At 72.4% G+C, this 10825-nt stretch carries 9 protein-coding genes and 1 pseudogene; 7 read left to right on the top strand and 3 right to left on the bottom strand.

The window, feature by feature from the left end; genetic code table 11:
- The first annotated feature begins 150 nt into the window (after positions 1-150).
- The 5 genes from sucB to AB0J91_RS32615 all read left to right on the top strand — a co-directional run bounded on the left by sucB (position 151) and on the right by AB0J91_RS32615 (position 5378).
- The gene (gene sucB, locus AB0J91_RS32635) at positions 151-1923 is read left to right on the top strand and encodes a 2-oxoglutarate dehydrogenase, E2 component, dihydrolipoamide succinyltransferase (RefSeq protein WP_363876801.1); all 1773 of its coding nucleotides are present in this window, start codon (positions 151-153) and stop codon (positions 1921-1923) included.
- A gap of 151 nt (positions 1924-2074) precedes the next feature.
- Positions 2075-2962 carry a TIGR01777 family oxidoreductase gene (locus AB0J91_RS32630; protein ID WP_363876798.1) on the top strand — a complete coding sequence of 296 codons (888 nt, stop codon included), beginning with the start codon at positions 2075-2077 and terminating at the stop codon, positions 2960-2962.
- A gap of 45 nt (positions 2963-3007) precedes the next feature.
- Positions 3008-3754 carry a lipoyl(octanoyl) transferase LipB gene (gene lipB, locus AB0J91_RS32625; protein WP_363876796.1) on the top strand — a complete coding sequence of 249 codons (747 nt, stop codon included), beginning with the start codon at positions 3008-3010 and terminating at the stop codon, positions 3752-3754.
- Positions 3755-3810: 56 nt separating this feature from the next.
- Positions 3811-4893 (top strand): serine hydrolase, encoded by a 1083-nt coding sequence (locus tag AB0J91_RS32620; protein WP_363876793.1) that lies wholly within the window; start codon positions 3811-3813, stop codon positions 4891-4893.
- 14 nt (positions 4894-4907) lie between these two features.
- Positions 4908-5378 (top strand): winged helix-turn-helix domain-containing protein, encoded by a 471-nt coding sequence (locus AB0J91_RS32615; RefSeq protein ID WP_363876790.1) that lies wholly within the window; start codon positions 4908-4910, stop codon positions 5376-5378.
- Between the two features lie 16 nt (positions 5379-5394).
- Here the strand turns inward: AB0J91_RS32615 and AB0J91_RS32610 are convergent, their stop codons facing one another.
- From AB0J91_RS32610 to AB0J91_RS32600, 3 genes are all read right to left on the bottom strand, one after another.
- Entirely contained in the window at positions 5395-8229 is a 2835-nt protein-coding gene (locus tag AB0J91_RS32610) for an FAD-binding and (Fe-S)-binding domain-containing protein (RefSeq protein ID WP_363876804.1), read from the bottom strand.
- A 124-nt stretch (positions 8230-8353) separates the two neighbouring features.
- Positions 8354-9298, bottom strand: a complete 945-nt coding sequence (locus AB0J91_RS32605; RefSeq protein WP_363876788.1) for an LLM class F420-dependent oxidoreductase — start codon at positions 9296-9298, stop codon at positions 8354-8356.
- 43 nt (positions 9299-9341) lie between these two features.
- Positions 9342-9944: a TetR/AcrR family transcriptional regulator gene (locus AB0J91_RS32600; protein WP_363790507.1), complete on the bottom strand. Its 603-nt coding sequence runs from the start codon at positions 9942-9944 to the stop codon at positions 9342-9344.
- Positions 9945-10054: 110 nt separating this feature from the next.
- Between AB0J91_RS32600 and AB0J91_RS32595 the strand changes: the two genes are divergently transcribed.
- Positions 10055-10546 (top strand): hypothetical protein, encoded by a 492-nt coding sequence (locus AB0J91_RS32595; protein ID WP_363876786.1) that lies wholly within the window; start codon positions 10055-10057, stop codon positions 10544-10546.
- A gap of 173 nt (positions 10547-10719) precedes the next feature.
- Positions 10720-10825: pseudogene (locus AB0J91_RS32590) on the top strand (lipoyl synthase); the annotation flags it as partial.

Here is a 10825-nt window from a genome sequence, read left to right as displayed (position 1 = left end):
GTCCACGCCCACCCCACCCAGACCGAAGCCCTGGGCGAGGCCCACCTCGCCCTGGCCGGCAAGCCGCTGCACGTGCACGGCTGACACCCGCACGCAGCAGCAGCGAAAAGACAGCCGCACCCCGCCACACCCACGAGGAGTCAGCAACCGATGGCCTTCTCCGTTCAGATGCCGGCGCTCGGCGAGAGCGTCGCCGAGGGCACGATCACCCGGTGGCTCAAGCAGGAGGGCGAGACCGTCGAGGTCGACGAACCCCTGCTGGAGGTCTCCACCGACAAGGTCGACACCGAAATCCCGTCCCCGGCCGCCGGTGTGCTGCAGCGCATCGTCGCCCAGGAGGACGACACCGTTGAGATCGGCGGCGAGCTCGCCGTCATCGGCGACGGCGGCGAGGCGTCCGCCGCCCCGGCCGCGGCTCCGGCCGCCGAGCCGGAGCCCGAGCCTGAGCCCGCTCCCGCCGCCGAGGCTCCCGCCGCTCCGGCGGCCGAGTCCGCTCCGGCCCCGGCCGCGCCGGCCGCCCCGGCCGGTGGTGGGCAGGGCACCGACGTCACCATGCCCGCGCTGGGCGAGAGCGTCTCCGAAGGCACGATCACCCGGTGGCTCAAGCAGATCGGCGAGTCGGTCGAGGTCGACGAGCCGCTGCTGGAGGTCTCCACCGACAAGGTCGACACCGAGATCCCGTCGCCGGTCGCCGGCACGCTGCTGGAGATCAGCGCCGGCGAGGACGACACCGTCGAGGTCGGCGCGAAGCTGGCCGTGATCGGCGCCGCCGGTGCCGCCGCGCCCGCCGACTCGGCTCCCGAGCCCGCGCCGGAACCCCCGGCCGCTCCCGCCGCTCCGGCCGCCGCTGCTCCGGCACCGGCCGCCCCGGCGCCCGCGGCCCCGGCGCCCGCGGCCCCGGCGGCTCCCGCTGCGGCCCCGGCCGCTCCGGCTCAGGAGGAAGAGGCGCCGGCGAACAACGGTGGCGCTCCGTACGTGACTCCGCTGGTGCGCAAGCTGGCCAACGAGCACGGCATCGACCTGACCTCGATCAAGGGCAGCGGCGTCGGCGGTCGCATCCGCAAGCAGGACGTCCAGGCCGCGATCGACGCCAAGCAGGCCCCGGCCCAGACCGCCCCGGCCGCACCGGCTGCTCCGGCCGCCGCGGCGACGAGCTCCGCCCCGGTCACCGCGGTCGAGCCGTCGGACGAGGCCAAGGCGCTGCGCGGCACCACGCAGAAGATGTCGCGCCTGCGGCAGCTGCTGGCCCGCCGCATGGTCGAGTCGCTGCAGACCGCGGCTCAGCTGACCACGGTGATCGAGGTCGACGTCACCCGGATCGCCCGGCTGCGCGACCGCGCCAAGGGCGGCTTCGAGGCGTCCGAGGGCGTCAAGCTCTCGTTCCTGCCGTTCTTCGCCAAGGCCGCGGCCGAGGCGCTGAAGCTGCACCCGAAGCTCAACGCCTCGATCGACGAGGAGAACTCCTCGGTGACCTACCACGGCGCCGAGCACCTCGCGATCGCCGTGGACACCGAGCGCGGCCTGGTCTCGCCGGTGATCCACGACGCCGGGGACCTCAACCTCGGCGGACTGGCCCGCAAGATCGCCGACCTGGCGGCGCGGACCCGCAACAACAAGATCAAGCCCGACGAGCTCTCCGGTGGCACCTTCACCATCACCAACACCGGTAGCCGGGGCGCGCTGTTCGACACGCCGATCCTCAACCCGCCGCAGGTGGGCATGCTGGGCACCGGCACCGTCGTCAAGCGCCCGGTCGTGGTGGCCGACGAGAACGGCGGCGACACGATCGCCATCCGCTCGATGGTCTACCTGGCGCTGTCCTACGACCACCGCCTGGTCGACGGCGCCGACGCCGCCCGGTTCCTCACCACGCTCAAGCAGCGTCTCGAAGAGGGAGCTTTCGAGGCCGACCTCGGCCTCTGACGAGGGTTGGTGCTCACCTCGCTCAACGGTGCAGACTGAGCCCCACACCTGAAACGATCAGAAGCGACCGCTCACCGGTTCCGGTGGGCGGTCGCTTCTTTCGCACCGGAAGGGTTCGCGCGGGGACCACCGGTGCGAGACGATGCCGGGCATGCGCGTCGTCGTCGCCGGATCGTCAGGGCTGATCGGTACGTCATTGGTGGCCGGGCTCCGCCAAGCTGAGCACGAGGTGGTGCGGCTGGTCCGCCGAACGCCCGCCGCTCCGGACGAGCGGAGTTGGGACCCCGACTCCGGGAAGCTGGACGCCGAGGCGCTGGAGGGCGCGGACGCGGTGGTGAACCTGAGCGGTCCGGGCATCGGCGACAAGCGCTGGAGCCCGGAGCGCAAGCGCCACCTGCTGCAGGCCAGGGTGCGCTCCACCGAGGTGCTCGCGGAGGCGGTCGCCGCGGCCGGCGTCCCGGTCCTGGCCAACGCTTCGGCGGTCGGTTTCTACGGCGACACCGGTTCGCACCCGGTCACCGAGACCTCCCCGCCGGGCACGGACTTCCTGGCCTCGCTGTGCCGCAGGTGGGAGGCGGCGACGGCGCCCGCCGCCGATGCCGGTGCCCGGGTGGTGCTGCTGCGCAGCGGACTGGTGATCTCGCCCTCCGGCGGTCTGCTCGGGCAGCTCCGGCCGTTGTTCTCGCTGATGCTCGGTGGCAGGCTCGGTTCGGGAACCCAGTACATGCCCTGGATCTCGCTGGACGACGAGATCGCCGCGATCCGGTTCGTGCTGGAGAACCCGGACGTCTCGGGGCCGGTGAACCTCACCGGCCCGGCACCGGTGACCAACGCCCAGTTCACCCGCTCGCTCGGCGAGGCGCTGGGCCGTCCGGCTCCGTGGATCGTGCCCGGTTTCGCGCTGCGGATCGCCATGGGCGAGCTCGCCGACACCGCGCTGACCGGACAGCGGGCGATGCCGACAGTGCTGGAGGCCCACGGTTTCACCTTCCAGCACCCGACGCTCGGAGCGGCGCTGGCCGCGGCTACCGGGAGGTAACCGACCTTCGGCTGCCGACCTGTTCAGAGGGCGTAGCCTGGCGCCGTGAATCGTGCCAATTCTTCGTGCCGCGAGTCGTCCGAGCCGATGGCCGTGCGGCACCTGGGAACCATCGATTACCTGGACGCCTGGGATCTGCAGCGCGAGCTGGCCGGCGGCCGGGTCGAGGGCCAGAACCCCGACACCCTGCTGCTGCTGGAACATCCGTCGGTCTACACCGCGGGCAAGCGGACGCAACCGGAGGACCGCCCCTCGGACGGCACGCCGGTCATCGACGTGGACCGCGGCGGCAAGATCACCTGGCACGGCCCGGGCCAGATCGTCGGCTATCCGATCGTGCTGCTGTCCGACCCGATCGACGTCGTGGACTACGTGCGCCGCCTGGAGCAGGCGCTGATCCACGTGTGCGACCAGTTCGGCCTCGACGCCGGTCGGGTGGAGGGCCGCAGCGGCGTGTGGCTGCCCGCGGTCGACGGGCGCCCGGAGCGCAAGATCGCCGCCATCGGCATCCGCGTGCAGCGCGGTGTGACGATGCACGGCCTGGAGCTCAACTGCAACGCCGACCTGCGCGAGTTCGACCGCATCGTGCCCTGCGGCATCGCCGATGCGGGGACGACGTCGCTGTCGGACGAGCTCGGCCGCGACGTCCCGGTCGACGAGGCGTATCCGCTGGTCGAGCAGGCGGTGCAGGACGCGCTGGACGGCCGGTTGGAACTCGCCGAGCGCAACATCCCCCGTCACCAGCCCGCTGCTGCGGGCGTCACGCTGGCGCTGGACCCCAGCCTCCGCTGACAAGAACGACTCCACTCCTCTAGTATTCCGGAAATACGGACTACCAGAGGAGTGGCATGTCGCTGTCCCGTCGGAGCCTGCTCGTCGCGGCCGGAGCCACGGCTCCCCTGCTGCTGACCCGCCCCGCCCTCGCGGCCCCGCCCGACCTGGCGACGCCCGATGGCTGGTTGAGCTGGATCGCCGCCCACCGGAACGGCCTGGGCCTCGTGCTCGACGACGGCCGCGGGAACCACCTGACCCACCGCGCTGATTCCGCGCAGCCGCTGGCCTCTGCCGTCAAGGTCCTGCACCTGGCCGCCTACGCCGACGCCGTCGAGACCGGCCGGCTGGACCCTCGCGAGCTCGTGCGGGTCGGTGACTGGGAGCGCTACTACGTGCCCACCGACGGAGGCGCGCACGCGGCGAGCCTGCGCCACCTCGGCGTTCCCACCGGCGAAACCGGGCTCCACGCGGCCGATCCCGAGCACCGGGTGGCGCTGGACGACGTGGTCGCGGTGATGATCCTGTTCAGCGACAGCGCCGCACCGGACCTGCTGCGCGACCGCCTGGGCGCGGACGCGGTCATCCGAGCCGCCGCGGTGCGCGGCTGGCCGGACGCGGACGTGCGATCGCTGTGCGCGGAGTACCTGTTCCTCGCGCTGCCGGAAACCGCACCACCCGCCGGGCTTCCGGTCGCCGCACGCCGGGCCTGGGGTTTCGCGCTGGAGCGGCGGCACCGCGACGATCCGGCGCTGCGTCAGGAAGTGCTGCGACGCATGCGGTCCGGCCTTCCCCGATACCCGGAGCAGGTCTCGTGGGCCTCGACCACGGCGGCGGGTTCCGCGGCGAGGCTGGCCGCGGTGCACAGCGCGCTCAGCTCCGGAGGCGGTCTGGCGCGCGAGCACCTGGAACGCCCGCTGGCGGGCTCGCCACCACCGGGCGTGGCCGGTGTCGGGCTCAAGGGCGGCAGCCTTCCCGGTGTGCTGACCAGCGGAATCTCGGTGCGCCGGACGGACGGGTCGCTGGGCTGGGGTGCGCTGCTGTCGCACGGCGACATCAGCGCCGAGCAGCTGAGCGCCGGAGACCCGGGACTGCCGCTGCTGCTGGCCATCGAGGACCCGCGTTGGCGGGACCGGCTGATGGCGGCGCTGGGCGGCTGAGGCAAGCTCGTCGCGTGGACTTGCAACAGCGCGTCGAAGCCCTCGAAGCCCGCGTGGCCGCCCTGGAGTCCGAGCGCTCCACCGGTTCGGAACCGGCCGCCGCCGAGCCCAGCGGCGGCCACCTGCGCTACGAGGGCCACCTGGCCGAGCCCGCCGAGCTGGACTGGAGCGTCCAGGTCGATCCCGCTCGGGTGCTCGAACTGCCCGACGGGCCGCGCACCGACGTCCTCGCGGCCCTCGGCCACCCGGCCCGCGCGGCGATCGTCCGGTTGCTGGCCACCCAGGGCCCGCAGCCCGCCACCGCCCTCCAGGAGGCCGCCGAGCTGGGTTCGACCGGTCGGCTCTACCACCACCTCAAGTCCCTCACCGCGACGAACCTCGTGGAGCAGGACAAGCGCGGCTCCTACCGGCTCCGGCCGAAGGCCGCGATCCCGGCGCTCGTCCTGCTCGCGGCGGCCTCCGACGTCGCCGACCAGCTCCGCTGATCCCGTCGAACCGCGGTCAGCCGCTCCGGAGAGCCGCGCGCAGCACCTCGGCGAGATGGGTCGCCCGGCGAGAAGTCCCCTGGTCGATCTGGGTGCGGCAGGAGAAGCCGTCGGCCAGCACGAGCACGTCCGCACCGGCCTCGCGGACCTTGGGGAAGAGCTCGCGCTCCGCGCAAGCCTGGGAGACCTCCCAGTGCCCGGGTTCGAAACCGAAGTTGCCCGCGAGGCCGCAGCATCCGGCGGAGATGACGTCGGGTTCGACACCGAGGCGTTCGAGCAGCTCCCGATCCGGTTCCCAGCTCCCCTTCGCCTCCTGGTGGCAGTGGACCTGGGCGATCGCCTCGACGTCGAGCCGCCCGAACGGCAGCGGACCGTCGTGCGCGGCGACGAACTCGCCGAACGTCCTGGTCTGAGCGGCCAGGCGCTTCGCCCGGGGGTCTCCGGGCAGCAGCTCGGTGGCCTCGTCGCGCAGCATCACGGTGCAGGACGGTTCGAGCCCGATCACCGCACGCCCAGCCGCCAAGTGGGGCGCGAGGGACTTCAGCGAGCGGGCCAGGACCTTCCGAGCCGTGCCCAGCTGCCCGGTGGAGTGCCAGGTCAGGCCGCAGCACACGAATCCCTCCGGCAGCACGACCCGGTAACCCAGCGCCTCCAGCACCTCCACCGCCGCTTCGCCGACCTCGGGGCTGAGGTGGTTGGTGAAGGTGTCCGGCCACAGCACCACGGTCTCGCCGCCGCGAGGTTCGCGCCGCCGGAGTCGCCGGACCAGCGATCGGGGTGCGAAGCGGATCATCTCCCGCCGCCGCTCGATCCCGCCCAGCCGTGCGACCAGCTGCGACACCGGCCGCGCGGCCAGCAGCCGGTTCACCGCGGACGCCGTGCCGGGCACCGCCGACATCAGCCGGGTCCACACCGGCAGCCAGCCCATCGAGTAGTGCGCCCTCGGCCGCGGCCGGCCCCGGTAGTGGTGGTGCAGGAACTCGGCCTTGTAGGTGGCCATGTCGACGTTGACCGGGCAGTCGCTCGCGCACGCCTTGCAGGACAGGCACAGGTCCAGCGCCTCCAGCGCTTCGGCGGACCGCCATCCGTCCACAACGGACTCACCGCGCAGCATCTCGGCCAGCACCCTGGCCCTCCCCCGGGTCGAGTGCACCTCGTCGCGGGTCACCTTGAACGACGGGCACATGCTCCCGGTGTCGAGGTTGCGGCAGGTGCCGACCCCGACGCAGCGGTCGACGGCGGCGGCGAACGAACCCCGATCGCGGCTGAACGCGTGGACCGGAGTGACTTCCAGCGCGCGATGCCCCGGTCCGGGCCGCACACCGGCGTCGAGGGGCGCCGGATCCACCAGGACCTCGGGGTTGAGGACCCCGCCGGGGTCGAAGATCCGCTTGAACTCCGCGAAGCGGTCCCGGGCTCGGCGGGAGTACATGTGCCGCAGCAGTTCCGAGCGCGCACGCCCGTCGCCGTGTTCCCCGGACACCGAACCGCCGTGCGAGACGACCAGTCGAGCGGCTTCGGTGATGAACGACCGGTAGGCGGCCAGACCCTCCTCGGTGCCCAGCTGGAAGTCGACCCGCAGGTGCAGGCAGCCTTCGCCGAAGTGCCCGAACGGAACACCGCGCAGGCCGTGGGAATCCAGCAGCGCGTACAGATCTCGCAGGTAGGAGGCCAGGTTCTCGGGCGGGACGGCGGAGTCCTCCCAACCCGGCCATGCCTCACCGCCGTCGGACAGGCGCGTGACGATGCCCGCCCCGGACTCCCGGATCCGCCACAGCTCCCGGCTCCGGACCGGATCGGTCACGACCACCGAGTTCGCCCCGGGGATCCGCGACGTCGCCAACCGCGCGAGCTCACCGGCCCGCCGCTCGGCTTCGCCGGGCGTGTCTCCCCCGGCTTCGCAGTAGAGCCAGGCATGACCGTCCGGCAGCGCCTGGCCCGCGCTCTCGCGGCCCGGCCGGGAACGCAGCGCCGCGAGCAGGTCCGCGCCCATCCCCTCGACCGTCATCGCTCCGGCCGCAGCGAGCTCCGGCGCGACTTCGGCGGCCAGGTAGACGTCCGGGAAGCCGATCACCGCGAGCGCCCGAGCGGTCGGCGTCGGCACCAGCCGCACGGTCGCCTCGGTGACGATCCCGCAGGTGCTCTCGCTGCCGACCAGGGCCTTGGCCAGGTCGAACCCCCGCTCCGGGAGCAGGTGCTGAAGGCCGTAGCCGGAGACCTGCCGGTTGAACCGGCCGAGCTCGGTGCGCAGCAGCGCGAGGTCCTCGCCCACCAGCTCGCGCAGTCTCGCATCCAGCTCCGGGTCGTCGCTGCCGGTCGAGGTGGCGGTGAGCGCGCTGCCGTCGGCGCGGATCAGCCGCAGCTCGACGACGTTGTCGGCCGTGGTGCCCCAGACGACGGAGTGCGCGCCGCAGGCGTTGTTGCCGATCATCCCGCCGATCGTGCAGCGGGAGTGGGTGGACGGGTCGGGCGCGAAGGTCAGCCCGTGCACCGCCGCGGCCGCGCGCAGGTCGTCGAGCACGACGCCCGGTTGCACCCGCGCGGTGCGCGCCCGCGCATCGATCTCCAGGATCCGGTCCATCCGCCGCGAGAAGTCCAGCACCACACCGGTTCCGATGGCGTTGCCCGCCACCGAGGTCCCGCCGCCCCGCGCCGTCACCGCGACCCCGGCCTCCGCCGCCGCCCGCACCACCAGGGCGACGTCGGCGTCGTCCTCCGGCTCGACGATCGCCAGCGGCACCCGCCGGTAGATCGACGCATCGGAGGCGTAGGCCGCGCAGGCGGTCCGGTCCGTCCGCACCTTCCCGGGCAACGCGGCGCCGAGCTCCCGCTGTAACGAGCCCGTTCCCACCTGCGACAACACGACCTCCCACGTTCCACTGAAAAGGCCAACAGAGGCCGGAGAACCGGGCGACCCCGATCGTCCGGTTAGGACGGCCGCGGGTGACCGGGTCGACCGGCCACCCGCGGCGGAGTCACAGCTGCGGGGTGACCTGGTCGGCGACGACGTCGAGGTGATCGAGGTCGGCGAGGTCGAGGACCTGCAGGTAGAGACGGGTGATGCCGGTGCGCTCGCGCCAGGAGCCGATCGTGTCGACGACCTCGTCCGGCGTGCCCGCCAGGCCGTTGTCGCGCAGCTCGGCGACCTCGCGGCCGATGGACTCGGCGCGGCGGGCGAGTTCGCCCTCGTTCTTGCCGACGCACAGCACCATCGCCGCGGACCGCACGATCTCACCGCTGTCCCGGCCGATCGCCTGGCAGGCGGCGTCGACGCGCTCGAACTGCGCGGCGGCGGTCTCGACGTCGACGAACGGCAGGTTGAACTCGTCGGCGAACCGGGCCGCCAGCGCCGGGGTGCGCTTCTTGCCCGCACCGCCGATCAGCACCGGCGGACGCGGTCGCTGAGCGGGCTTGGGCAGTGCCGGGGAGTCGGTGAGCTGGTAGTGCTCGCCGTCGAAGGAGTACGTCTCACCGTCCGGCGTCTCCCACAGGCCGGTGATGATCTCCAGCTGTTCGGCGTAGCGGTCGAACCGCTCCTTCAGAGACGGGAACGGGATGCCGTAGGCGGTGTGCTCCTCCTCGTACCAGCCGCTGCCCAGACCGAACTCGACGCGCCCGCCGGACATCTGGTCGACCTGCGCGACCGAGATCGCCAGCGGGCCGGGCAGCCGGAAGGTCCCGGCCGTCATGAGGGTGCCCAGCCGCAACCTGCTGGTCTCGCGCGCGAGACCGCCCAGGGTCACCCAGGCGTCGGTCGGGCCGGGCTCGCCGGTGACCGGCCCCATCTTCAAGTAGTGGTCGGAGCGGAAGAACGCGTCGTAGCCGGTGTCCTCGGCGTGCTTGGCGACGCGCAGCAGATCGTCGTAACTGGCGCCCTCCTGGGGTTCGGTGAAGATCCGCAACTGGAATTTCTCTGTCACGATCTCCGAGGCTAGTTGCCCGAACCACCAGGCGCCGTGGCGGTCAGCCCACGCGCAGACCGTTGAGCACCCGCTCGATGCACACCGCGATGTCGGCGCGCTCCTGCATCGGCGAGGAGGACGCGGCGATCGCGATCGCACCGGCCGACAGCGCGCCGAACATGATTCGCGCCAGCGCGTCGACCGGCAGCTCGTCACCGATCTCGCCGGAGGCGATCAGGTTGGACACGACGGTGCGCAGCACGCCGAAGGTGTAGGCCTCCTCCGCGTCGCGCCAGCGGCCCCAGCCCATCACCGCGGGCCCGTCCTGCACGACGATGCGCTGGTAGGAGGGTTCCAAGCAGACCTCCAGGAACGCCCGCAGCCCGGACCGGGTTGCCTCCCACGGGTCGCCCGGATCCGAGACGACCTCCGACAACCGCGCCACGACACCGGACTCCACCGCGCTGAAGGCGGCTTCGAACAGCGCCTGCTTGCCGCCGAAGTGGTGGTACAGCGCGCCTTTGGTGACCCGCGCCCGCTTGGCGATCTCTTCGAGCGAGGTCTGCGAGTAGCCGTGCTCGGTGAACAGGTCCACGGCCGAATCCACCAGCGCCTGCCTGGTGGCTTCGGAGTACTCGACGCGCCGCGGACGTGCTGTAGCCATGCTCACAAGCCTATGGCATACCGACGGTACGACGCCGTGCTACCGTGATCCCGCGACATACCGAGGGTATGTCGCTGCACCTCGGGTATCCCCGACCCCTGGAGAGCGCCATGAGCTGGAACGACTTCCACCAGAGGCAACAGGCGTTGGCCGAGGTACTCGACAGCGCTCGTCGAGACCTCACAGCGGCCTTCGACACCGTGCCCAGCCCCTTCCGCGACACCGACGAGCTGCTCACCGCGCTGCACCACAAGTGGATGCAGCAGCTGACCGGCCGCGTCGAGGTCGCGCTGATCGACACCGAGAACGGACCGCACGACGACCGCGTCAAGGCGGTCACCATGGCGTGGCGCCGCACCGCGAGCGCGAACCCGGGCCTGCGCGCCGCGCTGGACCTCCACTCCGCCAGCCCCGCGCTGTCGGAGGCCACCGCGCGCGAGCACCGGCTGCTGGCGATCGCCGCCGGCCTCGCGGAGGAGCACGAGCCACCGCGCGAGATCGCCCGCGTCGGCCGCACCTTCGTCCAACTCCTGCGCGCGACCCCGATCACGAACCGGGACGAGCGACAGCGTCCGCTCCGCAAGCTCATCCCGAGCCTCTGAAGCGAGCCCGGCGCCGGCCGAACTGTGCAGCGTGCCCGGTTCGGGACCGGCGCTCGCAGCATTCCGCACAGCTTCCGAGCCCGCGGTGACAGCCGTCACCACCTGCGGAAATCTTCCCAGCTCAGCCTGACTCCCTTGACCAACACCGGGGGTGGAGGGCGTAGCCTGGGCGCGTGACTGTGGCGCCTGAGGGTCGCAAGCTGCTGCGGTTGGAGGCCCGCAACAGCCAGACTCCGATCGAGAAGAAGCCGTCGTGGATCAAGACCCGCGCGCGGATGG

The organism is Saccharopolyspora sp. NPDC049357 (assembly GCF_040677225.1).
GTDB lineage: Bacteria > Actinomycetota > Actinomycetes > Mycobacteriales > Pseudonocardiaceae > Saccharopolyspora.
The sequence above is the reverse complement of the archived record's forward strand: the minus strand, read 5'-3'. Positions and strand labels throughout refer to the sequence as shown.